16 protein-coding genes and 1 pseudogene are annotated in these 23,081 nt (G+C 60.9%); 6 read left to right on the forward strand and 11 right to left on the reverse strand.

Annotated elements, in window-relative coordinates:
* The first annotated feature begins 7 nt into the window (after nucleotides 1-7).
* From ASG77_RS07695 to ASG77_RS07705, 3 genes are read left to right on the forward strand one after another with little or no spacing between them, the layout of a single operon-like run.
* Nucleotides 8-631, forward strand: coding sequence for a bifunctional 4-hydroxy-2-oxoglutarate aldolase/2-dehydro-3-deoxy-phosphogluconate aldolase (locus ASG77_RS07695; RefSeq protein WP_056343476.1), 624 nt, complete (start codon nucleotides 8-10; stop codon nucleotides 629-631).
* Nucleotides 628-1,569, forward strand: coding sequence for a sugar kinase (locus ASG77_RS07700; protein WP_056343432.1), 942 nt, complete (start codon nucleotides 628-630; stop codon nucleotides 1,567-1,569). The genes ASG77_RS07695 and ASG77_RS07700 overlap by 4 nt, the downstream gene beginning before the upstream one ends.
* Nucleotides 1,569-2,447: an SMP-30/gluconolactonase/LRE family protein gene (locus ASG77_RS07705; RefSeq protein ID WP_082575895.1), complete on the forward strand. Its 879-nt coding sequence runs from the start codon at nucleotides 1,569-1,571 to the stop codon at nucleotides 2,445-2,447. Before ASG77_RS07700 ends, ASG77_RS07705 begins: the two co-directional genes overlap by 1 nt.
* A 696-nt stretch (nucleotides 2,448-3,143) precedes the next feature.
* Here ASG77_RS07705 and ASG77_RS07710 read toward each other — a convergent pair.
* From ASG77_RS07710 to ASG77_RS07755, 10 genes are all read right to left on the reverse strand, one after another.
* Nucleotides 3,144-4,244, reverse strand: a complete 1,101-nt coding sequence (locus ASG77_RS07710; RefSeq protein ID WP_056343438.1) for an ABC transporter permease — start codon at nucleotides 4,242-4,244, stop codon at nucleotides 3,144-3,146.
* 48 nt (nucleotides 4,245-4,292) lie between these two features.
* Nucleotides 4,293-5,825 carry a sugar ABC transporter ATP-binding protein gene (locus ASG77_RS07715; protein ID WP_056343440.1) on the reverse strand — a complete coding sequence of 511 codons (1,533 nt, stop codon included), beginning with the start codon at nucleotides 5,823-5,825 and terminating at the stop codon, nucleotides 4,293-4,295.
* Nucleotides 5,826-5,883: 58 nt separating this feature from the next.
* Nucleotides 5,884-6,921: a sugar ABC transporter substrate-binding protein gene (locus ASG77_RS07720; RefSeq protein WP_056343443.1), complete on the reverse strand. Its 1,038-nt coding sequence runs from the start codon at nucleotides 6,919-6,921 to the stop codon at nucleotides 5,884-5,886.
* Between the two features lie 151 nt (nucleotides 6,922-7,072).
* Nucleotides 7,073-8,734, reverse strand: a complete 1,662-nt coding sequence (locus ASG77_RS07725; protein WP_056343446.1) for a GMC family oxidoreductase — start codon at nucleotides 8,732-8,734, stop codon at nucleotides 7,073-7,075.
* Entirely contained in the window at nucleotides 8,731-9,381 is a 651-nt protein-coding gene (locus ASG77_RS07730) for a gluconate 2-dehydrogenase subunit 3 family protein (RefSeq protein WP_056343449.1), read from the reverse strand. Before ASG77_RS07730 ends, ASG77_RS07725 begins: the two co-directional genes overlap by 4 nt.
* Before the next feature lie 1,401 nt (nucleotides 9,382-10,782).
* Nucleotides 10,783-11,349 carry a recombinase family protein gene (locus tag ASG77_RS07735; protein ID WP_056343480.1) on the reverse strand — a complete coding sequence of 189 codons (567 nt, stop codon included), beginning with the start codon at nucleotides 11,347-11,349 and terminating at the stop codon, nucleotides 10,783-10,785.
* Between the two features lie 141 nt (nucleotides 11,350-11,490).
* Nucleotides 11,491-12,231, reverse strand: a complete 741-nt coding sequence (locus tag ASG77_RS07740) for a DUF6602 domain-containing protein (protein WP_056343452.1) — start codon at nucleotides 12,229-12,231, stop codon at nucleotides 11,491-11,493.
* A gap of 208 nt (nucleotides 12,232-12,439) precedes the next feature.
* On the reverse strand, nucleotides 12,440-14,185 hold the full coding sequence (locus ASG77_RS07745; RefSeq protein ID WP_200950698.1) for an SAVED domain-containing protein: 1,746 nt from the start codon (nucleotides 14,183-14,185) through the stop codon (nucleotides 12,440-12,442).
* 44 nt (nucleotides 14,186-14,229) lie between these two features.
* Nucleotides 14,230-15,705: a ThiF family adenylyltransferase gene (locus ASG77_RS07750; protein WP_056343456.1), complete on the reverse strand. Its 1,476-nt coding sequence runs from the start codon at nucleotides 15,703-15,705 to the stop codon at nucleotides 14,230-14,232.
* Nucleotides 15,702-16,778, reverse strand: coding sequence for a nucleotidyltransferase domain-containing protein (locus ASG77_RS07755; RefSeq protein ID WP_235564384.1), 1,077 nt, complete (start codon nucleotides 16,776-16,778; stop codon nucleotides 15,702-15,704). Before ASG77_RS07755 ends, ASG77_RS07750 begins: the two co-directional genes overlap by 4 nt.
* A 412-nt stretch (nucleotides 16,779-17,190) precedes the next feature.
* On the opposite strand from ASG77_RS07755, the gene ASG77_RS07760 reads away from it, so the two are divergent.
* Nucleotides 17,191-17,583, forward strand: coding sequence for a hypothetical protein (locus ASG77_RS07760; RefSeq protein ID WP_056343462.1), 393 nt, complete (start codon nucleotides 17,191-17,193; stop codon nucleotides 17,581-17,583).
* 3 nt (nucleotides 17,584-17,586) lie between these two features.
* Nucleotides 17,587-18,291: an RES domain-containing protein gene (locus ASG77_RS07765; protein ID WP_056343465.1), complete on the forward strand. Its 705-nt coding sequence runs from the start codon at nucleotides 17,587-17,589 to the stop codon at nucleotides 18,289-18,291.
* Between the two features lie 1,280 nt (nucleotides 18,292-19,571).
* On the opposite strand, the gene ASG77_RS07770 is transcribed toward ASG77_RS07765, so the two are convergent.
* Nucleotides 19,572-21,725: an amylo-alpha-1,6-glucosidase gene (locus ASG77_RS07770; RefSeq protein WP_056343468.1), complete on the reverse strand. Its 2,154-nt coding sequence runs from the start codon at nucleotides 21,723-21,725 to the stop codon at nucleotides 19,572-19,574.
* 363 nt (nucleotides 21,726-22,088) lie between these two features.
* On the opposite strand from ASG77_RS07770, the pseudogene ASG77_RS23005 reads away from it, so the two are divergent.
* Nucleotides 22,089-22,988, forward strand: a pseudogene (locus ASG77_RS23005) (IS5 family transposase).
* The last annotated feature ends 93 nt before the right edge of the window (nucleotides 22,989-23,081 follow it).

A 23,081-nucleotide genomic window follows, 5' to 3' on the forward strand; every position in this document is an offset into this window, starting at 1 on the left:
GGCAATGATGGAACTTTCATCTTCTACAGAACGCACCGCCGAACGGATTCGTGCGGCCAGAATACTGCCGGTGCTGAGAACAAAGACCTCTGAACAGTCCTACCAGATGGCTCTTCGCCTCCTCGCCCTGGGCATCGGAGCCATTGAGCTGACCACTACCACCGAAGGCTGGCAGGACGCCATGATCCGGCTGCGCAACGAAGCCCCGGACGCCCTCGTCGGCGCCGGAACTGTCGTCAACCGCGCCGACGCTGAACGAGCCATCGAGGCCGGCGCGGAATTCCTCGTCAGCCCCTATCCTGTTCCGGAGGTCCGCTCGCTGGCGGCTGAGCGCGACATACTGCTTATCGAAGGCAGCTTCACGCCGGGCGAGTTGGCGGCGGCCACATCCAGGGGGGTGGCGAAGATTTTTCCTGCACACGTCGGCGGGATAGCTTACCTACGGTCAATGCTGGCCGTCCTGCCTGGCGCACGGATTATCCCCACGGGCGGGATCCCGGCCTCCGAGGCCGCACAGTGGCTCGAGGCGGGTGCCTTCGCCGTCGGCGTGGGTAGCGACCTCTACTCAGGTGATGGCATGGAAGCCAAGATTTCCGCCCTCTTGGCTTCCGTTCCCGGGACCGGACGATGATCCGCATTGCAGCCATCGGTGAGTGCATGATTGAACTCACCCACTCAGACGAATCGACGCTGTCCATCAGTTTCGCGGGCGACACCATGAACACCGCAAGCTACCTTGCCAGATTAGGCGGGGACATGCTCCAGACGGACTACATATCCCGGGTCGGTGATGACCGGTACAGCCTGGACATGCTGGCGCGGATGGAAGCCGAAGGCATCGGAACGTCGCTGGTTGAAAAAGTCCCGGGGGAATCACCGGGACTCTATCTCATCAGGACCGATGAAGCCGGAGAGCGCAGTTTCATCTACCACCGCTCCACATCCCCGGCCCGAGGCCTTTTTGGTCCTGACCAGTCACTCGAAGTGGACGAAACTCTCAGCTACTACGACGTCATCTACGTCTCTGCGATTTCACTGCAGATACTCACCGAGGCCGCCCGCCGCAGGCTGTGGAAAGTTCTGGATGTAGCCCGCAGGCGGGGCGGAACGGTGGTGTTCGACACCAATTACCGGCCAGCTGGCTGGGACAGCGCCGAAGCAGCGAGGCAGGCCATCGAACAGACGCTGCGACGGACTGACATAGCGTTCCCGACATTTGACGACGAACGCTTACTCTTTGGCGACAGCGACACGGGGGCCTGCGTGGAACGGCTGGCCGCGTGGGGCGTCGACGAAATCGTCGTCAAGAACGGTTCGGAGGGCTGCCTGGTCCGACACGGGGACCTCTACGAGACCATCCCGGCCCGTGCTGTGGCCGAGGTTCTCGACACCACCGGAGCCGGTGACTCCTTCAATGCCGGATACCTTGCAGCACGTTTCGCCGGCGCGACTCCGGTAGCGGCGGCGAAATGCGGTCACGTTCTGGCGGCCGAAGTCATCCGTTGGCCCGGGGCTGTCATTCCCCTCAAAGCAATGCCGGCACCAGCCCTGAATGGGCCGGGGTGCTGATGCGTACCAGGCAGGTTGAACTGGCCCTCCACACTCCGGCCGATCTTGGGGAGGGGCCCTGGTGGGACGAAGAACGCGATGAACTTCTCTGGGTGGATATTTTCGCCGGCGACATTCACCGCTTCAATCCGCGCACGGGCCGGGATAGAAGCATCAATGTCGGCCAGCCCGTGGGCATGGCCGCGGTCCGGGAAGCCGGCGGCCTGGTGTGCGCGGTCCGCGACGGGATCGGATTCGTGGACGAGGACAGCGGAAACTTCACTCTGGCGATCCCCATCGAACTGGAGCGCACCGGAAACCGCATGAATGACGGTGCATGTGATCCCGCAGGCCGCTTGTGGGCAGGCACCATGGCCACTGACCTGTCTCCGGGCAAGGGCGCCTTGTACCGGATCGGAACCGGCCTGGAAAGCACGAGGATCCTCGACGGAGTCTCGATCTCCAACGGCTTGGACTGGAGCCCGGACGGCAAGACGTTCTACCATATCGATTCGTCCACACGGCGAATCGATGCCTATGACTTCGATTTCTATTCCGGCGGACTCTCGAGGGGCCGGACCCTGGCTGAGCTTCCCGACGCAATCGCGACTCCGGACGGACTGGCGGTAGACACCGACGGCACCCTCTGGGTGGCAATGTGGGACGGCGGCTGCATCCGACGATACAGCCCGCGGGGAGACCTTCTCGAGGTGGTGGAGCTGCCCGTCTCACGTCCCACGAGCGTCGCATTCGGGGGAACGAACATGGACAAGCTCTACGTCACGTCCGCCCGCAATGGCCTGACGAGGGATCAGTTGGCATCCGAACCGCTCGCGGGTTCATTGTTTGTGCTGGACACAGGCAGCACAGGTTTGCCGCCGCATCCGTTTCTTGGCTGACCTGAACAGGCACTGCCCTCACCGTGGCCGGGCGTCTGATCGGCCGGCACGGTTCCGGGAAGTGCCAGCGCCCCATTGCGCAGCGCAACCCCTCAGCCGTCAGGCTCACGGCAAGCGAACGCTCGTCGCCTTCGACTCGCGGGCGTGTGACATACTCGTACGCCTCGAGACACTTGAGCAAGGAAGAGCGCGTTGGCCGGTCCCAACTTCCTGCCAAGCACCGCGGAGAGGCGCGGCCCGAGAACCGGGGCCGCTCTCCCCTATGTAGCCGCATCGCGGGATAACCAAGAACCGGGCCGAATCGGATCGCCGGCATCCAAACCCAGGCCAGGCGCATGGATGGGACGCTGATGCGAACGCGTAGCGGCCACGGGGAAAAACCTGCCCGCCGGCGGCGAGAAAGTGCGGCCGGTTCCGGCCGTTGACTCCAAAAGGCTGCTGACTGCTGGGCGTTGTGTGCGTCGAGGCGGCGTTCATGCTGTCCATTCAGCTGCCTATGGTGCTCGGCCAAAAGGGCGTGGGCCAGCGGCGACGGCCCGGGCGTCGTCGCCGCTCTTGTTTCCGTGGTGCTGGTTCCGGTGGTCCTGAATGCGGTTTGGCTTCGTGCGCAGCAGCATCATGCAGTCGTCAATTCGTCCGAAACCGTACGTCTTGGATACAGAGCTCGGGGCCGCAACGTCCAACCGTCCCGATCCATCAATTCTGCAGGGCCTGCATCGCCTCTTTGGGATCTCCGGCATCTGCTGCCGGCCGTTGCTCCGGCGGCCGGTTCCTGTTGCGGCTCCACGCGCTTGAGATCCACTGTCGAAGTCCTACTCCCGCGCCGGAGGTGAATAGGACAGCCACCAGGATCAGTGCGCCCTCGATAAGAAGCTGTCCCTCTACGGGCATGCTGACGAGGTCTAGGATGTTGGAGATCGTCCCGATCAGAAGCCCTCCGAAGACCGCAGCAAGAGGGGTGCTCGATCCGCCGAATAGCGACGCGCCCCCGACCACCGCAGCGGCAATGGAGCTCAGCGCAAGGTCGCTGCCCAGTAACGAGTTTCCCTCCCGGAGCTGGGCGGCCAGCATCAGTCCGGCAATGCCTGCGAGAAAGCCTGACAGGACATAGGCGCTCACAATGTCTCTCTTGACGGGCAAGCCCGAGAGGTGTGCAGCATGGGGGTTGCCTCCCAGCGCATACAATCTTCGACCAAAGACGCTCCAGCGCATAACAATGGCGGCTGCGACTGCCACCACGATAAAGATGACTACCTCGACGCGGACTGGCCCAATTGAACCAGCGAAAAGGGATGAAAAAGAGTCATTATTGATCGCGACCAGCGTTCCGTTCTGAATGAGGAAGGCAACACCCTGGACGACGCTCAGCATGCCGAGCGTCGCGATGAATGGAGTGATTCTCCCGAACACAACCAAGAGACCGTTAACCAGGCCGACAAATGAACTCACGGCCACTGCAAGGACGACCACGATCGGCAATGGCACGCCTTCCCGCAGCAGGACAGCCGTCATCACGGTTGTCAGGGCCACAGATGCTCCTACCGACAGGTCAATGCCGGCTGTGACGATGACAAAGAACTGTCCCACGGCGACGACCGACAATACGGCAATCGTCAGGATGATGCTGCTCATGTTGCGGCTCGTCAGGAAGTACGGCGAAATGACGGACCCGGCAAGAAGAATGGCGGCGACGGCGACGAGGAGGACGCCCTTGCTTTTCAAAGTTTCGAGGATCCAGTGGGCGACCGGCGGCGCCCCGCCCGCTCGATTGGCCGGTTTGCTAGCTGTGTTGTTCATGAGTGATGACTCCGTACTCAGATGGATGTGGTTGGAGAGGGGAAGGCACTACCTAAGAAGGGACATGATGTGATCGATGTCTGTGTCGCCCTGGTCAAATTCGGCGACAACCGAACCGTGGCCGAGGACGTAGATTCTGTGGCACATCATGGCCTCCTCGATTTCGGAGCTAAAAATGACTACGGAGCCGCCTTGGGCCAGGAACGCATTTATCTCCTTGTAGATATCCTCCCGGGCCCCTACGTCGATCCCCCGGGTCGGTTCGCTCAAGAGCAATACGTTCGCCCCGGCGATGAGCCATTTTCCAACGACGACCTTTTGTTGATTTCCGCCGCTGAGCCGGCCGACATGCTGCGTGCCCCCTAACGTCTTGACCTTGAGGGTGTCAATGGCCTGGTCGGCCATACGTTTTTCGAGATTCCGGTTCAGCCATCCGTGCGGAGCGACCAGCGGAAGATTGGCCATGGAGAAGTTTTCGCTGAGGCTCATATTGAGGACCAGTCCTTGGCTCTTGCGGTCGTCCGGGACCCATCCGACGCCGGCCGCGATCAGGGTACGCGGTTTGACGGAACCGATTTCCTTTCCTCCGACCATGACCTGGCCCGAAGTGAACTTCCGGTCACCGAAGAGGCAGGCCGCAAGCTCCGATTGACCGCTGCCCACCAGCCCGGTCACTGCGACGGATTCCCCTGGCATGACCTTCAGGGAGATGTTCCTCAACAGTTCCCCGTCTCTGATTCCCCGCGCTTCCAGGGCGGGCTCAGCCTCCTCAGGCTGATGGGGCTTCGTCTCGCGTGCAAAATTCCATTTGGCCGCCGGGTTTAGGGCGTTCGTCGTGGATGTGCCGCCAAGCATGCTCCGGACGGCTTCTTGCCTGGGAAGGCCAGCGATGGTCCTGGTGGTGACGTGCCTGCCGTCGCGCATCACCATTATCTTTTCGCATATCTCATACATTTCGTCGATCCGGTGCGAAATGTACACGATGGCTGTCCCTTCGTTCTTCAGTCTCTTGAGGAGCTCAAAGAGCTTCACGACGTCGGGCGCGGGCAACGTGGCCGTCGGCTCATCCAAGAGCAATATCTTCGCCTTTTGCCTGAGGGCTTTGGCGATAAGGACAACCTGCTTCTCGGCAACGGTGAGCTTTTCGGCAAGAGACCTGACGTCGATCTCGAATCCGAGGGCGGTGATGGCCTGATCGGCCTCGAGGTTGAGTGCGCCGCGATCAATCGCCCAGCCTTTCCGGGGCGGGCTGGAAAGACACAAGTTCTCAGCAACCGTCATTTTCGGGATGAGGCTGATTTCCTGGTGGATTGTAGCGATTCCAAGGTTCTGTGCGTCGTGGGTGGAGCGCAAATTGACCAGGGCGCCGTCAATAAACATCTGTCCGGCGGAAGATTTTTCGAGCCCGGAAATGATCTTGATCAACGTTGATTTCCCTGCGCCGTTTTGGCCCAGAAGTCCGATGGCTTCTCCCTTGGAAATGTCGAGATCAATCCCGGAGAGTACGGCGACGTCGTTGTACGACTTCGACACCTTGCGCAGGCTGAGCGCGGGCGGCTCCTGGGCAATTTGCTGCGGCATTTTCCTATCCCTCTTCTCGTAGCCGTAAAACGGCCGATTGCCAGTGCGTCCGCCGATATCAGTAGTCGGAGGCATCGCTGTAGTAGGACTTGGCGGTCTCGGCGGTGATGAGGGTTGGTTTGACGAAGATCCTGTTATCAGGACACGCCGTGTTCTTGTCGACTCCCTGGAGCGCCTTGTCCAGCATCTGGGCCGCGATCTGTCCCTGTTGGGCGGGCAGGTTGGCGACCGTTGCAATAATGGGGGACTGCGGATCTTCCATCATCTGCTTAACGACCTTCATCTGGCCGTCGTAGCCGGCGATGGATACGGTCTTCCACATGTTGACCGCTTTGAGTGCCTGCTGCACGCCGGGAAGCATCGAATCTGTGGCGACGAAAAGCCCGTCCAGATCGGGGTTGCCCGTCGCTACTGACCGGACGGGTGCGACGGCGGTGTCCGCGGCCCATTTGCCGTAGACATTTTCGAGGTACTGGACTTTTGGTGCCCCTTCGACCGATGCGTATCCTGCCTTAAAGCCTTCCTCGCGGTTTGCTGAGTTCGTGTCTCCCGGGAATCCGAGGACGAGGAGAAGTTTCACCGTCTTGTCCGGGCCCTTTTTGGCCTTCAGGTTCCGTGCCATTTCGGCCCCGACCAGTCCGGCATTGACTTTCTCGTCTTCGGTTACGTAGCAGTAGCTGTCGGCCAACAGCTCCGGTTTTACCCCCGCGTTCACCAAGACGAACGGGATTTTTTCTGCCTTCAGGCGCCCGAAGCTTGATGTCAGTGCCTGGGGGTCTGTCGGGTTGATGATGAGACCGTTGACACCTTTGGTGATGAAGTTGGTGATCTGCGAGTTCTGGGTCACTGGGTCTCCGCCGCCGCTGACGACTTCGAGCTGGCTCCCGAGCTTGGTCATCTCATCGGTGGCGCCCTTCGCGTTAACCTCGTACCAGCCGTTGCCGAAGTTTCCCTGCGCAAAACCGACTTTGGAGGCACCCCCATTCTGGGCAGCGGGGGCAGACGCGCCGCAGCCCGTGGCGAGGAGGGCCGGAACAGCCAGGAGCGCGATTGCCTTGGCGATGCGGGCACTGCGGTGTTTTGTGGGAATAGTCATTGTCTCTCGTGACTCCTTTGTCAACTTTCGGTTTCAGGGGGAGGGAACCGCCCTAGAGGAAGAACTGGGTGCGGCAGGGTCCGCACACCAAGTCCGGACCCTGCCGCGCGCTGCGCGCGTTTCAACACGGAACGTTCCGTGTCAGGTTTTCCTAGAAGCCCGGTGCGTCAGTATTGCTGGGCGTCACTTTTTGCCCCACGATTTCCGGGAATCGGCGTTTTATGTACTCCGCGGCACGGACGGCGACTGCCTGCAGCGTGCTGGTCGGGTTGACGGCAGCCCCGGTGGGAAGGGAACTCGCGTCGGTAATGAACAGGTTGGGCACGTCCCAGGTCTGGTTCCACTTGTTCGTCACCGAGTCCTCCGGGGTATTGCCCATGCGGCAGGTTCCCATGATGTGCCAACCGGGCGGGGGGCCGTCGACACCGCCGATGCCCGTACTTGCGGTGTCGATCACGGTTCCGGCTGCATGGGCGGCTTCAAGCGCCCGTGCCCGTCCCCACTCGATCAGTCGGCGGTCATTCTCATGGAGTTCATAGTGGACATGCGGGACGGGAAGGCCAGAGGAGTCCACGATGTCCGTCTCCAGCGTCACGCGGTTGGTCGCCACCGGAAGGTCTTCGCCTTGGACGTAGACCAGAGCGTGCCTGGCAAAGTGATCGTTGAAGAATTTCCGGTGGCCTGGACCCCAAGGGGCAGTGTTGCCCGTGTTGGTTCCCAGCGCACTGTTGGCTGGACCCAATGCCGTGCCGACCTGAAGCGAGAATCCGTTGACAAATCCGCGGTCGGTGTTTGTGTCGTAGAACTGCTGTGAATAGGAAACGGCCGGTTCGGGGCCTTTGAATCCGTCAAGAGGCTCATCGAACCAGAAGTCTTCGAAGGACCAGCTGTGGAACATCAGATGCCGGCCGACGAGTCCGTTACTGTTCGCCAGGCCATCCGGATGGCCTGGCTGGGCGGACATGAGCAATAGCCGGGGTGTGCCGATGGCATTCGCAGCCATAACAACGATCTTCGCGGTTATCTCGTGCCGTTCGCCGGTGAGGCGGTCAATATAGGTTGCCCCAGTTGCCTTGCCGTTTTTTACGTTGACTTTCTCAACGCGCGCATTCGTCCTCAGATCAACGCCGTTTCGGATAGCCTTTGGCCAGTACGTGACGTCGGTGGACGCGATGGAACCACGAGGGCAACCGCCGAGGCAGAACCCGCAGTCGTTGCAGGACAGACGTGTGTCTTTTTCCCGGGTCAGGATTGCATTGTCCGCGGGCCACCAGTGCCAACCGAGCTTATTGAATCCGGCCCCCATCTTATTGCCGATCTTGCCGCCGCGGCTCGCGGGACCCCACCCCTCCGGGCGGGGTGGGTTGCCGGGGTCGCCAACCCGTCGGGCAACGCCGATTTCGGCGTCGTTGATGGCATAGAAGGGTTCCAGATCTTCGTAGCTGATCGGCCAGTCGATGGTCCCTTCCACCCCATGTTCCGTGCCCTTCCGGAAATCGACGGGTTTGAACCTCGGCCAGGCGCCGGCATAATGCAGCGTTGATCCGCCCACGCCGTTCATCATCATCGGAGCCGCGTTGCCCGTTGTGGGGTAGTCCTCGGGGAACTGCCGGACGTTGGAATGCCAGTCCCAGGACCGGATGCGCTCCAGTTCCCATCCGTCATAGAGATGCGGATGGTCCAACGGATGAAGCCAATCGCCCTGCTCGAGGCAAATCACCTTGATTCCGTCGTCGCTGAGGCGCTTGCTGACGGCGGCTCCACCGGCACCGGCCCCAATCACCAATACATCGGTCTCATTGCTTCTCGTCATACTGAAAGTCCTCCCTCGACTTTGTGGTTGTTCCTTGTCCCTCGGAGGGCATCCGGGAGCTCAACGGGCCGGACGTCTTCAGTTCGGGTGTAGCTTCCCTGAACGTTGTTGAAGAGTTGGTCGTTCCAGTCGTCCATCGTGTCGGAATAGCCATAAGGCTGGGGTGAATTGCGCAGGTCTTTGCCCGCTTCAAGGTTCTTGTTGATGGCTGCGATGACCGGGGGGCGGGAGTAATAGGCGTAGTAGGTCAGGTCACGCAGGCGGTGGAAAAAGACAGGATCCCTTTGTTCCATGAGCTGAAGGGTTTCGATTTGGTCCGTCGGGTCGGCGCCGTTGAAGTCTTCGCCCAGGGCGTCCAGCCGGCCCTTGAACTCCACTTCGCCGATGAACGGGAACCACCTTGGCTCTTGGCCGTCAGGCGGGAGGTATTTTCCGAAAAATGCTACGACGTTGACTTCGCTCGGGGCCGGAAAACCGTCGCCGCCCGGAATCAGATGGTCAACTATCGTGTTCAGGACGACGGTTTGGGTGGGGGTAAACGCCAGTCCGGGAAGCCACCCTCCGATGGGTGGCTTACCGGCGCGGAACTTTGACCGAGGGTCCGCCTCGGCATTCCGTGGCGGACGAGGGCCGATGGCTATGTCCATTTATGTATCCCTTTCTGTTGGTTCTGAGACTCAAACTTCCGTTTGGATCCGGGCAGGAGCAAGTAGCGGTCGAAGCTGTCGCCGCACCACGGTGCGGCATGTGCGCATACCGAATCGACCGGAGAGGGAAGTGCACCGTTGGTTCCGGCGATGAACCGTCAACGGCTGTCAGCGGGATGCGTTGCTGGTTGTGCTGCAGGAGGTGCCGCCCAAGGGCAGACAACGTTGCACCAAGGCTCGAATGAACGGGGAGCCGTTCGGCGCTGCACTAGAACCGCTCACCCGATCATCAGGTGGTCTGAACTATGCCATGCATCACAATTTGCGGCAAGAGCGGTTTTGATCCGCTTTCAAAGATTTTTTTGGAGGACAGAACGCGGTTGGAAATGGGAGCGGACACCGGAATTCGAATCTTGACGCAAGTGAGGGAATCCCGTACTCTTCAGACCACCCGGTCACCTGCTGATATGGAGAATCGGATTACTGGTGCGAATCCGTTGCGAAAGCGATTCGGTTCGATCGGAAGGAGCTGGCTACTGAAGAGAATTCCTAGAACTACCAAGAGCCATCAAAGTCCATCGAATTCGCACCGGATGCGATTCGCCGGGTTCAGGTGGACGTAATCATCGTTATCACCGCTAAATATTCAACCGCCAAACGGTTGACAACGATGGTGGGGAAACTGACCCGCCATGAGAGCAAGGATTTATGACCACTCAAGCAGCGCCCGATCGTCTCGTCGTAGCCGTTCAAACACGGCTGGAATTAGACGCCGCCTCGGACAGGGCGGTGGATCTCTTGAAGCCCGTGGCCATGACCGAACGAGTCGGTATCTCGGTAACGCGGCTCGCCCCTGGCCGCTACCAGGCTCGGTTGAACGGTGAAGTTCCACCGGGCACGACAAGGGAAAGCTGGGGCGCGTCCTCCGATGAACCAAGATGAAGGCGGTATTTCCGGCGAGTCGACCGCAAGCGTGGTGTTGGGCGCATGCCCCACGGCTAGCCAAGCTACGTGCTCGTTGCGGACGACAGCTACCAACCTCGCATCGGGACGAAACGGGTCGAAAGACTCCCTCACAAGATGTGAAGTCGAGGCCTTCCTATTACTTGCGCCAGGGCACCGAATCACCGTCCTGGATCACGAAACCGGCGAAGTCTGGCGCGGGTGGGTTGACGTGCCTTTTCCGCAACACGGGCTTGTCTGGGTATTCACGGATTTAGGCGAGTGAAAGCTGCTCGATGTTGCTATGCACACGGTCTGGCAATCGGACACGCCTCAAGCCTGTGGTCAAGAGCGCTAAGAAGCCGGCAACACCTGGTACCGAACTCCGATAACCCACGTCCCGTCAAGCTATCGCCGCTTCGGCCACGGCGTAACGGCGGCGCCGGCAGGGGAGGGGCTTCACCCCAACTTGGCTTGCCGCAGGTACTGGTAGACCGTCTCCCTGCTGATCCCGTAGTCACGGGCGAGGACGGCTTTCGGGACTCCACTGCCGGCGCGTGTGACCAGCTCGGCGGCTCTTTCCGGCGTCAGTGTCTTTTTACGCCCTTTGTAGGCACCGCGCTGCTGAGCCAAAGCGATGCCTTCCCGTTGGCGTTCCCTGATGAGGGAGCGTTCAAATTCGGCGAAGGCCCCCATGACGGAGAGCATCAGGTTGGCCATGGGGGAGTCCTCACCGGTGAAGACCAGGCTCTCTTTGACGAACTCCACCCGGACTCCTTTGCGAGTGAGGCCCTGAACTAGGGCGCGCAAGCCATCGAGGTTTCGGGCGAGCCGGTCCATGCTGTGCACGACGACGGTGTCACCGTCGCGGGCGAACCGCAGCAGTTCCGTGAGCTGTGGCCTGGCCGTGTCCCTGCCGGAGGCTTTGTCCGTGAAGACCCGGTCCAGGACCTGGCTTTCGAGCTGGCGTTTCTCGTTCTGGTCCAGCGTGCTGACGCGCACGTACCCTATCCGCTGTCCATTCACCGGGGCCTCCAAACCTCATCCTGTCAGGTTGAGTTCTAGGCCCGTCCCACAAGAAAGTCAAGAATATGGGGGCCAGATATACCCGTCCAGCTGGCCCCCCCCAAACCTGTCACAGCAACGCCTACGCCTAGCCTGGTAGCTTCAGCTTTCTAGGACGTCCTCGATGTAGTGCCCATATGCGTCCAAATCGAGCGCAAGTACCGTGCCCAGCATGGACAGCCTCTTGTAAAGCCGCATTGCAAACCAAATGAGCTGCTGGTCCGATGGTGCGAAGACAAGTTCTTCCCCGACTCTTTCGACCGCACCGTCTCTGACGGCTATCGCGAAGTCTAGCCGGTCGGATTGACTTCCTGTCAGTAGGGCCTTGCGAGCGGCTTTTCCCTGGATGTCCGTCCAGGATGTCTCGGTGGCAAGGAGTCCTCCCAGAATGGGTTTGTTCGTTGGCTCTTGAGGTGGATACGTTCCCCCGGCGTGCCGAATGCCTACGGAGGTCCTACGAAGGCTGCGGACGCTGGCGATCTTCTCCCGTGCATACTCAACGTAGTCCTTGCTCAACTCCGGTTTGGCTTCGAATATCGCGTAGATGCTCTCGACGGGGACAAACGTCAGGTCGCCTTGCTCGAAGAACAGGGGTGAGTACTGGCGGTCGTAGATAGCCACATCTATCTGTTGGCTCTGCTTTCCGTACGAATCGATTGCGAAGACGCTGCCTACTCCGTAGCGCCGGGGGAGGAAATCACTGAGCATGCGTATCCAGCGTTCCTCTGTGGCATCGCCCTTGGCTGTTGGATGATTGGTGAAATTGGGCATGAGACCGAGCCCGGACAGCATATGTTTTTGCTTGGCCGCAAATGCCTCTCTCAAGTCAAACGAGGTGCTCATGTGCAGCTATCTCCTGGGTTCTATCGGGATGGGCCAATGGGACCTGCTGGGCAGGTGGGATAACTCTATTTGTCCGTAGGCATGCGGCGGGCCGTGTCGAAGCTGGATGTACTCCGGTCGTGCCGCCGAAGTAGTCCACCCGTTCGACCGATGAGGATTGCCCCCATCTTCGCCTTCGTTCCTCGCCGGGCACAGAGCCGCCTAGGTTCTAGGCAACTTTTGAATCGTCAATTCCAAGCAGCACTTCGGCTATGGGTCCTCCGGCGCGGCCGGGGTCGAGAACGAGGGTCGGACGGTACTTGGGGCCGTTGTCGGCGTCATCTTCCCATTCATAGGCCACTGTTCGGAGCGTATTCAAATGGCGTCCAATCAATACGGCCATTGTGTACGGGCCGTGGAAGGCAAGATGTATCTCGGCGCGTCCACTCTTGGCCGCGAGTTGTTTGATCGTCTGTCCGATCGATGAACTGAGGCGTCCGGCCTCACGAGCATCAATCTGGGTTGTAGTTGCTGTAAGCACTGCCGCTTTGGCGAATTGGTGTCGGGACGAGCTGATAAGAGTCTCGAAGGCCGTTCGATCTGCTCCAGGCGTGAGACTGACGAAAATTGCGATCCTGTTCTGGGTAACGGCCGCTTGTTGGGCTGGGACGGCGAGTTCTTCCACGCTGATGACGTTATCGACCGGGTCATCTTTGCACGCCTCCGAGGCCCAGGCCACGTTGCGCGTGTCCATTGCTTCGACTGTTCCGAATTTGGTCTCGGGTAGCGCTGCGCCCAGTGCCATAGCGATTGAAAGGTGGGCTCCGCCGAGGATCTGTACGCGCGGTGCCCGGGCTGCGTAGATGGCGTCGCTGATGAGGGGGAGTGTCTTTTGAAGGAGATGGAGTCCTTCGGGTGACGGGAGGCGTCTGTGCTCTGCGGCGTTGACCCGGATGTGCAGGTCCTCGTCGTCCGCGTCGATGGCGAATGATGTCGGCCGGCTCTGCACGCGAATGGTGAAAGCTCGATTTTCTGTCCGGAACCTGGGCTTGCGTTGTTCGATGCGGTGCATGAGTAGGTCACGTGCTATGTCAAGGTCTCCCATGCTGTCGAGCATGTTGCTCTGCTTCTTATCTGCAAGTGTGCGCTTAGGCGAAAGGCGGAGGAACCGGTCCGGGGCCTCGTAATCACATTTGGAGGAGCTCCCGCGCCTAGGGACAGTGTTCGCGATGCTGAGGCTGAAGTCAGGGTCTTCGTCGAGTTGGAGTAGGCGTGGGAGTTCACGCTCCCGGACGATTTCGCTGTATACGATGTCGGGAGTTACGACGAGCACTGCCGCCGAGAGTCCTTGGGTCAGGGCTTGCTCGAGTCGGTCTGTCGTTGTGCCGGCGCGCAGATCGCGGTAGTCACGCCAGACCACGAGCCCGGTTGCTCTGAGCAGGTGTTCCAGCCGTGCGGCATGATCGGTTCCGTCTGTTTGGCGGTACGAGATGAAGACAGGCCCGTCGCCTCGTACAGCGGTTGGGGGCAGTGGGCCTAGGGGCTGGAATTTGGGCTCGGGCGATATGACTTGGACTTTTTCGCTGGTGACGCGGCCAAACCGTTGACGCTGTGCGGTGACTCCGTGGAAGGGTGTCGAGTGCGACGTTGACCGGACGACCAGGGCGATCGGACCGTCGCTGGTCTTCGCAATTGCACGAAGTGCGCTGACGTCTATGTGGCTCGGTCCTGCTGGGGCCGGGTGACTGTGCCATTCCCCGACGTATCCTGTCGGATCATCGATGGCCCGATCCGCGAGGAAGTCTTTGAGCAGCTTGTTGGCTTTGACGTCGTCGCGGACGTACTGGTTCGTTGTTGCCCGGTCGCTGCCGATGGTCAGTGCATTTGTGACCACGATGGTATTGGATTCGTGGTAGCCGAGCAGGATACCTCCGGTTTCCGTCGGCAGGCTTTTCGCTGTTTCGGCAGCGATCACTTCATGTGCCTGGTGTCGTAGTTCGATGCGTGCAGGTAGCCGGGTCACGAGTGATGCCTTTCAGGAACAGCAGTGAGGTCTCGTGATTCTCCCGCTGGATGGAGGATACGCTCGGTAAGTAGCCCGATACTGTGCCGTACGGCGGCGGCTGCTGCTTCGATCACGGCGTGCGGCGGAGTTGGGGAGATTGGGCTTCCGCATCCGGCGTCGAACAACTCTGGGGCTTGGACACCGGTATCCGGTGACGTCGCCAGGGGCGGCATGGGGGAGGCGCCGTTAGCCGGGGGGAGGATGTCGACACGATAGGCGGTTCCGTCATCATGTAGTGAAGCCGAGAGAATCCGCGTGCCCAAGGACTCGGCCACAACGTGGAGAAGGGCTGTCGTGGTGAAGTCGGCGGTGGCGTTCACGACCAGGTCATGATTGCTGATGATAAGGGCTGCTTCCGCGGCGGACGTGAGGGGCTGCGAACTCAGCTGGATGTCCTCATGCGTGAGTTCGTTCCTGGCGACGATGTGACGTTTTACAGCTTCAATCTTTGGCAACCCGATTGTGTCGGGTCCCACGAGATGCCGGACGATGTTGCCGGGAAGGACCAGGTCTCCGTCCACTAGCGTCATCCGGCCAATTCCTGCGCGCGCCAGCATATCAGCGACGAAGGAACCGAGCGCGCCCAGCCCGATGATAGCCACGCTACTGTTCCCGAGTTCTGCCTTTTGGACACCGGCGCGGGCAGTTCGGGCCGCCGTCGTATCGGCCGCCGATGTCAGCCTCCATACAGCGATGTCGCCGCCGACTGTTGGCCAAACTTCCAGCGCGATGACGCCATCGTGATTACCGCGACGGTACTTCAGCAGTACCACAGAGACCTCGTGGCGCCGGATTCTGGCATCAAGCTTGTTCTCGGGACGGATTCGGGCGTTGATGTCTGCCCAAGTCCGGGGTGGTACGTCGATTTCACCGGCGTCGGCCACATATGCCGAACGGTCGTTGCCGGCTTTCACCAGTTTCCTCGGGATTACGCCTTTGCTTGCCCGCATGGTGTTGTTCCTGGCTGGTCGGAATCGAATTAAGCCCTCATCCAACGACCCAAGATCCTCGTAGAGGTAGATCCGGGCGTCCTCCTCTGAACGGTGAAAATACCGGTCCAGGTCCAGATCAGGGCGATCATCCGGCCAGCCAGCTGCTGCTTGCGCCAACCATTCCGAGACATGTTCAAGGAACGCCGGGGCTTCAATCCACCAGAGCCCCTCGTGATCGTCCTCGGCGATCAAACAGAGGGCGCCGTCCAACTCGCGGTGCCACGACCAGGGCACAGCATTTTCTGCAACCGGGGCTACCCTTGGGGGTTTAAAGGGAAAGCGTTCCGGGAGGGAAATCAGGACCTCGGTCGGGTTCTCAGGGTTTCCGGTGACCCCTGTCCACCCGTTGTCTGTCTCCGTAAAGCCAGCTCGGATGAGGCCTTCCTCGAAGTGCTGGCGGGCGTGGGCTATAGCGTCGGTGTATGCGTCAAGGTTCACCCAAATGTCCTCATTCCGGCGGGGACGGTTCGTGCCCCTGCCGAAATCGCGGTTGCGCGTTTGGTGCCGTCTTCGTTGAACCCGGGCGGCATTTTGAACACGGTGTCATCGTCGCCGTTTTTGCCGAGCAGCTTTTGGAATGCCAGGGCAGACTTACCCGCGTCCTCTTCCTTGAGAGCTGAGCGGGCTGAGGCGGCCGCGTCGCCAAACCGGACCCTCGCGGTCTCAAGCTCGTCCTCGGTTGCGCGGATGCTGATGGTTTTTCCCCAAAGAGTTGGGTCGGTCACGCCGATACCGTAAACGACGAAGTTGTTGATGATCTTGGCGACCTCTTCAAGTGCTGACACGTAGTACTCTGCGTGGTCGTTTCCTGAAACAAGGCCCGATTTGAAGGCCTGGTAGGTCGCCACTTCGATGAAGAAGCCTCCGGGCTTCGCACCCCTGCGAAGCAGAGCGCGGCGGGTTTGGCGCAGAAGTTTGACGGTAGGGACGTAGTAGCCGCCGTGGGCAGCGTTCATTTCGCTGGAGAGGCTGGTCAAAACCTCAGGGTTGGTTTGCACCCACTTGTCTTCGTGGCCTTTTTGCGGGATTTCCCATGTCGTCCCGTCCCAGTGTGGACGTGCCGGCACAGCGTCCACGTCAAGGTCGTATTCAGGGAACGCAATTTTCAGGCTCCGGTCCTGGCGCACTGTGCGACGGCGAGCACTGGAATCCACGCCAAATTCAGCGTGGAGCACTTTGAAGAACCGGTCGAGGATGTCCTTGGACGTCACGTCACTCGGAAGGTCTGGCAGCCGGACAAACACGTCGACGTCTTTGACACGTTTGATGGACACGCTGCGCTTGTACGAACCAATGAGGACCGGGTCGACTCCATACTCGGCCAGCTTGGCATCCGCCCCCAGAGCCTGGCGTACGAGTTGGTGGGCTTCTGGCGCGTTTGCCTTATCGTCGCCGGGCTCGATTGAACTCAGGGCATCCTTGAACTGCTGTATGAGGTGAGCCACGAGGAGGCCCTCCGATCTCGGTAGGAGCGATTGGATGCTATCGAGCCTGTCATGTAGGACCGACATTGAAGCTGATACTACATGTAGTATCAGCTTCAATGTTTGACCACAACATGGTGTATTACATCCGTGTTATTCCACATTTGCAAACGTTTCTCAATAGCACCCCGGGTTCGGCTCAAGATTGACTCAAGAAGTCCCGCGTTAGTGAGGTTTGGTCCTGGTGGTCACTCTCGCGGGGGCGGCAGGGTGCGCGAGCCGGCGCCCTGGACGTTGGGTACGTGGCTTCGTTTGACCCAGAGCGGTTGGGGGTCGACCCGGGGGTATCAGCTAAGCTGAAATAGGAGTTGCCTGCAACTATCAGCCTACTTACTTTACGTAACGCCGGTTATCGGCTTTCCATACATGTGATTTCGGGTGTGATCAACGGCGTGTTCTAACCGTTGAAACAAAGTGTCATTCGTGACAGCATAGATACATGACAGCAGTTGCAGGAGCCCGGGGAGGGCTGAAGGCCCATCAGGATTCCATCCGGCTGCCCGAGGCCGAGCTGGTCCGCGACCTCAGGGACATCCTGGGCGCAAAACTTGTCGCCTACATCGGCTCGGTCAAGGAAACCCGCGCGGTACGCCAATGGGCGGACGGTGAACGGAAACCCTCCGCAGAGGTCATGACCCGGCTGCGGCACGCCTACCATGTGGCGGCCTTGCTGGCGGAGCGCGATTCCAGGGCCGTGGTCCAGGCGTGGTTCCAGGGCATGAACCCGCAGCTGGACGATGTCCCCCCGGCCAGGCTCTTACGCGAAGGCCATGTCGACGAGGCCGCACAAGCGGTCCTTGCCGCTGCCCGGGCCTTCGCGGCCGCCGGCTGACGGATGGAGCAGAACGAACTAGCCATCATCCCATCGGCCGGCACTGTGTGGCGCATCGGGTTCCGCCCCGAGCCCTGGGCCTGGAGCGGCTGGGAATGGGCAACGGATGGCCGTTTCCCGGGACGCTGGGATGACCTGCACGGCAACTTCCGCACCGTCTACGCCGGCTCAAGCCTGAAGGCATGCCTCCTGGAAGTCCTGGCCGGCTTCCGCCGCGACGCCAGGCTCGCCGCGGAACTGGACGAAATCGTCGAAGACGATGAAGACCAAGTGCTGTACCCGACCATCCCGCCAGGAGAAGTTCCACGTGAATGGCTGGAGCCACGCGCAGCGACGCGCGCCGAACTCTCCGGGCACTACTGCGCCGTCACCGCCTCCCAAACCATCGCCGCCCTCTATCCGAACTTCATTGCTATTGCCTTGAGTCTCGGACTGGCCGATTTCGACGCGGCGGCGTTGAAAGACGCCCGCCCGAGGCAACTGACTCAAGGCGTCGCCGCCTTGCTATACGAAACAACCACTGTCGATGGTGTCACCTTCAACTCCCGCCACGGCGACGAGCTCCGGCTGTGGGCAATCTTCGAGAGGCCCGGGGATCCCCCAACCAGCCCCAAACTTGGCCGGACCCAAGTGGTTGACATCCACCACGACGCTGCGGCGATCAAGGAAGCATTCGAAATCCTCAAACTCAAGTGGCGTGAAGAGTAGAGCACCCCTCAACAAGCCTCTTCAGACAACTCCAGCTATCGGCAAGCTGACGAAAGGTCCGTTATCGGCGTTCAAGATCCGCGGAAACGCGGGTGAGACGCCACGGCTGTCCGTTCTCATTTCAGATGTCAGATTTCGCATTCAAAGTGTCAGCCTACGGATTTCGCGCGATTCTCAGTTGATCTGTCAGTATAGTTTGGCGTTAGGCAACAAGCACTGTCATCCGCGGGCTCTGTCCAGCGGCCGAGGCGCGAACTGATGGAGGGACGGCCCAAGGCGCTCTCGTCGACCTGCCGCCTATACGGAACTGACAACATCAGTGAGAAAGAATCCGCCAGGTTTGTCTCATCCAAACTGTCAGTTCCCACGTCGCGACTGACAACTTCATTGAGAACGGACAACGGCGGGCGGACCCTCCGTCGACCCACTTTGGTCGTGCGTCGCGCAGGTCCCCTGGTGAGAATGAGTTTCCTGGCGTTCTACAGTTGGCTGGGTGCCGTGTCGTCGGCAGCAAAGTGAAGCCAGTTAAAGCCAGATACTTTCTGGACCTGCCCCTTAGCGGAGTCCCCACCAAAGAACCGGCGGCTGTACTGCGAGAGTTGCGGGAACCAACGCTTCGTGGTGGCTGGCGCTGACAGGCAAATGCTTTCAGCCTCAGCCGCATGTGCAGCACGTCGGTCCCTTGGGCCCCCGAGTGCCAGTACGCCGATTCGCTCAGAGACGCGAATAGGCCACGTTACTTACCGGCGTTCACTCCTGGCCTGGCTCGGCGTCGACATACGCTGGAAGGAACTGCTCGGAGACGTTGAGGGCGCCCTCGCCACTGCGCGGAAGGCTTCCTAACCCACATGAGCACACTCAGCTACGACGGCAGGATTCGACGGTTCGGGTCAACTGTAGTGAGATAAATCGAGTTGTCTCACTACAGTTGACCCAACCGCGTAATTTAGGCCCTCGGTGGTCAAGTCAGATGAGACGGGACAGCCGCTACGCGCCCGTTCCCATTGCCTTCCCTGTTGTGGGCGGGGGGAACCTAGGTTTCGTGGGCACGCAAAGCATCAGGAGTTCTATTCGGATGCGGGGGGATTTCTTGTTGGCATTGCGCCGGCCGCGTCAGGCCCTGTACCAGGCGCCCTCGCTTCCTCTCCGCGAGCCGGGGAAAAACTGCGCGTGATCACAAACTCGGTGACGTCCAGCAGGATCCGGGTCCCTGTGCAGGGGGCATCGATCCGACGCCGTAGACCCCCTCCCGCGGAGTGACTGGCTCGTCCTCCGTCCCGCTATGTCTTTCGGTGGCGGCTGGCTTCTTCCACCAGTTCCGTCATCCATGGCCTGTGCCCGCGGTGGAACACGATCCCCTGAGGGAGTCCCTGGACGGACGGGACGGAATTGGCAATGTCGATGGTGATCCTGCCGCCGGCCATGGGTGCGTTGGTGATGTGCAGGTTGCCGTAGGACTCCGGGAGCACGGGATCCATCCAGAACCCTCCGCGGGACACGTGGGTGTCATACCGCATCAGGCTCGTCACCAGCAGGATCGGCGTGGTGGCCGCCCAGGCCTGCGGCGAGCAGGCTGTCGGATAGGGTACCGGCTCGGCAAGCTGGTCCCGGCTGAAGCCGCAGAACAGCTCCGGCAGCCGGCCGCCCGAGTACTCGGCCGCCTCCAGCAGGGCCGTGGAGATCCGTTGTGCCTCCGCCACGAAACCGTAGCGCATCAGGCCGGCCACGATGACCGCATTATCGTGCGGCCACACCGAACCGTTGTGGTAGCTCGCGGGGTTGTAGGCACCCATGTCGCAGGCCAGGGTCCGAACGCCCCAGCCGCTGAACATCTCCGCGGACATCAAGCATTCCGCGACCTGCGGCGCCTTGTCCTCATCCACGATGCCAAACAACAGGCACTGACCCATGTTGGACGCGCACGCATCGACCTGCCGCTTCTTGCCGTCCAAGGCGATGGCATAGTATCCGCGCTCAGGCATCCAGAACTGCTCGTTGAACCGTTTTTTCAGCTGCGCCGCCCGATCGGTGAGCTCGACCGCTAAAGCCGGATCGCCGGCGTCGTATGCCATCCAGGCGCGCGCATTGTATGCGGCGTAGACATAGGCCTGGACCTCGCAGAGCGCGATCGGCGGTTCGGCCAGGGTTCCGTCGGCAAAGTTGATGCCGTCCCAGGAGTCCTTCCAGCCCTGGTTGATCAGCCCCTGGTCGTTGAGGCGCTCATACTCGACGAACCCGTCGCCGTCCTTATCCCCGTAATCCCGGATCCAGTTCAGCGCGCGGTCCGCGTGAGGCAGCAGGGCGGCGATGGTCTCCGCTGCGAATCCCCAGCGGCTCACAGCCCCGAGCATCACCACAAACAGCGGGGTGGCGTCGACGCTGCCGTAGTACGTGGACTTGCCGCCAAGCGCCAGCCCGCTGGAGACATCGAGCCTGACCTCATGCAGGATCTTGCCCGGCTCCTCCTCGCTCATTGGATCCACCACGTTCCCCTGGCGGTCCGCCAGCGTCTGCAGCGTGCCCAAGGCCAGGGAAGGATCCACCGGCAGTGCCATCTGGGACGCCAACAGTGAGTCCCGGCCAAACAGGGTCATGAACCAGGGCGCCCCGGCGGCCACCACCACCCGGTCCGGATGGTTCGGGTCCTCGATGCGGAGGGCACCCAGGTCATCATAGCTGCGCCGCAGAGTCCGTTCGATGGACCGGTTTCCCATCTGCAGCACCGGAATCTTGGCCACCCACTCCTGCCGGCGCCGGTCCCGGGGGGACAATCCGCCCCCGTCAGCATGGACGAACGACGCGGTATCGGCTCCCTCAGTTCCGGGCACCACGGTTAGGACCGTGCTCCACTCACCTCGTGCCGGGATGGATACCCGGTATGTCAGGGCCTCGGGCCCGATCTCTGCCCCGGGGGCCTCGATAACAACGCCCTTCCGGACATCCTGCCAGCCAGCCCGGATGGTCAGCGCTCCGGCGTCCGCCTGCCGGGTTTCTTCCCAGCGACGCTGGATCCTTGCCTCTTTTACCTCAAAGATGCTGGCGAAATCGGCGTGAACCCCCAAGGAGATCACGCATTCGGCCCGCTCCAAGGAGTAATTGCGAAGCGAGAGCTGCTCCTGGATGCCGGCCCCCACCTCACGCAACCGCTCCACGATCAGCGGACTGTCCGCATATCCATCCGAGCGCGGAATCCTTCCAACAATCAGCGCTCGGTAGGGCTCCTTTGTTTCCACCGCAAGTGGTTCAAGGGACTGGCCGTTAACCAACAGGCTCCACCCTGAGAGGATGCGGGTGTCCTGGACGAAAAGGCCATGTGGGTGTTCGGGGTGGATGTCCCCGTTCGGCATGGAAATGCAGAAGGACGACCCCTCGACCAAAGTGACCGTCCCGGCCCCCAGGGGGCCCGCCGCCGTGTCGGCATTCCAACCAGCCATCCCGGCTCCTTCAAGAACCAGCGCCAGCGCATTCTGGCGAGATCATACTGCCACCCTCGCGGCCGTTTCTGTAGTTGAGACTACTCTTCTTGCGTGAGGATGCCATAGCACTCCGAAGCGGTACATACACTTCCTTCGCGAGCACGTAAACCGAATGTACCTTCAGTTACGGTGTAGAACGAGTTGGAGATCATCGCTTCGAGGATGCCGAGATCGATGCTGGCCAGGTCTTTGACGTAGACACAGCCAACACCTGACGTGTGGGGACCCAGACGCTCGAGCCCGGCTCGACGTTATCGACGCCATCGTTCTGTTAGGGCGTGTCTCCTAATGGCTGGGTAGGCCATTAGGCAAGATTTAGGGATGAGTTCGCGTTACGCCTTGTTGTCCGATGTCCAGTGGAAGTTCATTGCCCCGTTGATGCCTGATTCGTCGGGGAAGCCGGGCCGGCCGTTCAATGACCACCGGTTGATGACCGAGGGCATCATCTACCGCTACCGGGCCGGCATTCCGTGGCGTGACCTCCCTTCCCATTTCGGGTCGTGGAAGACCGTGTGGAAGCACCACCGCCGCAACAGCGCCAGCGGGACCTGGGACAAGGTACTGGCTGCATTATTGACCCGTGCCGACGCGCAAGGGCTGATCAACTGGGAGGTGTCGGTGGACTCCACGGTGAACCGTGCCCACCAGCACGGCACCAACCTTCCCCGCCACACAGGGGGACCTCTCGAATTACATGAATCTGCTCGATAAGCCTGATGACCAGGCCATCGGCCGCTCGCGCGGCGGGCTGACCACCAAGATCCATGCCCTGGTTGACGGCAACAGCGCCCCCTGGTCCTGCTCCTGGGACCCGGCCAGGGCGGGGACTCGCCCATGTTTGAAAACGTCATGGACGCCCTGAAGGTCGAACGGGCTGGTCCTGGACGGCCCCGCACCCGCCCGGACCGGGCCATGGCCGACAAAGCCTACTCATCCAAAGCGATCCGGAGCTACCTGCGCGGGCGTGGCATTGAATGCGTCATCCCCGAAAAGGACGACCAGAAGGCCAACCGCAAACGCAAAGGCTCCGCGGGCGGACGTCCCGTCACCTACGACAAGGACGCCTGCAAGCGGCGCAACGTCGTCGAGCGCAGCTTCAACACCCTCAAGCAATGGCGATCCCTGGCCACCCGCTACGACAAGCTGGCCCTCACGTACCGCTCAGCGGCCGTTCTGCACGCCGTCATCATCTGGAGCACCCTATTAGGAGACACGCCCTAGGAGGCTGCTGAATTAATCGTGGGTTGGGCGCGTCGGCTGGACTCGTGGGCCTGGTGATTAAGACTGGTCTTATGCAGGGACGCGAGGACGCGC

This window comes from Arthrobacter sp. Soil762 (assembly GCF_001428335.1).
Taxonomy (GTDB): Bacteria; Actinomycetota; Actinomycetes; order Actinomycetales; family Micrococcaceae; genus Arthrobacter.

What these genes read in the sequence shown, in the direction of transcription:
- ASG77_RS07700 (WP_056343432.1), top strand. Translation starts at nt 628, where the DNA reads ATGATCCGCATTGCAGCCATCGGTGAGTGCATGATTGAACTCACCCAC.
- ASG77_RS07725 (WP_056343446.1), bottom strand. Translation starts at nt 8,734, where the DNA reads ATGACGAGAAGCAATGAGACCGATGTATTGGTGATTGGGGCCGGTGCC.
- ASG77_RS07770 (WP_056343468.1), bottom strand. Translation starts at nt 21,725, where the DNA reads ATGGCTGGTTGGAATGCCGACACGGCGGCGGGCCCCCTGGGGGCCGGG.
- ASG77_RS07710 (WP_056343438.1), bottom strand. Translation starts at nt 4,244, where the DNA reads ATGAACAACACAGCTAGCAAACCGGCCAATCGAGCGGGCGGGGCGCCG.
- ASG77_RS07740 (WP_056343452.1), bottom strand. Translation starts at nt 12,231, where the DNA reads ATGAGCACCTCGTTTGACTTGAGAGAGGCATTTGCGGCCAAGCAAAAA.
- ASG77_RS07760 (WP_056343462.1), top strand. Translation starts at nt 17,191, where the DNA reads ATGACAGCAGTTGCAGGAGCCCGGGGAGGGCTGAAGGCCCATCAGGAT.
- ASG77_RS07695 (WP_056343476.1), top strand. Translation starts at nt 8, where the DNA reads ATGGAACTTTCATCTTCTACAGAACGCACCGCCGAACGGATTCGTGCG.
- ASG77_RS07765 (WP_056343465.1), top strand. Translation starts at nt 17,587, where the DNA reads ATGGAGCAGAACGAACTAGCCATCATCCCATCGGCCGGCACTGTGTGG.
- ASG77_RS07720 (WP_056343443.1), bottom strand. Translation starts at nt 6,921, where the DNA reads ATGACTATTCCCACAAAACACCGCAGTGCCCGCATCGCCAAGGCAATC.
- ASG77_RS07730 (WP_056343449.1), bottom strand. Translation starts at nt 9,381, where the DNA reads ATGGACATAGCCATCGGCCCTCGTCCGCCACGGAATGCCGAGGCGGAC.
- ASG77_RS07705 (WP_082575895.1), top strand. Translation starts at nt 1,569, where the DNA reads ATGCGTACCAGGCAGGTTGAACTGGCCCTCCACACTCCGGCCGATCTT.
- ASG77_RS07715 (WP_056343440.1), bottom strand. Translation starts at nt 5,825, where the DNA reads ATGCCGCAGCAAATTGCCCAGGAGCCGCCCGCGCTCAGCCTGCGCAAG.
- ASG77_RS07755 (WP_235564384.1), bottom strand. Translation starts at nt 16,778, where the DNA reads ATGTCGGTCCTACATGACAGGCTCGATAGCATCCAATCGCTCCTACCG.